A 206-nucleotide genomic window follows, 5' to 3' on the forward strand; every position below is an offset into this window, starting at 1 on the left:
CCAATTGAGCTACGGGCGCTTATTAAAATGGTGCCGAGGGCCGGACTTGAACCGGCACGGTAGTCACCTACCGCAGGATTTTAAGTCCTGTGTGTCTGCCAATTCCACCACCCCGGCAGGACTTATATATGTGGAGCGGAAGACGAGGTTCGAACTCGCGACCCCCACCTTGGCAAGGTGGTGTTCTACCACTGAACTACTTCCGC

The 206-nt window shown here is 55.3% G+C and carries 2 tRNA genes; both read right to left on the minus strand.

Going from position 1 to position 206, the window contains the following annotated elements:
* Window positions 1–28 precede the first annotated feature (28 nt).
* Window positions 29–117 (minus strand) — tRNA-Leu (locus tag ACN6NE_RS31455).
* A 14-nt stretch (window positions 118–131) separates the two neighbouring features.
* Window positions 132–206 (minus strand) — tRNA-Gly (locus tag ACN6NE_RS31460).

The organism is Priestia sp. 53B2 (assembly GCF_056099005.1).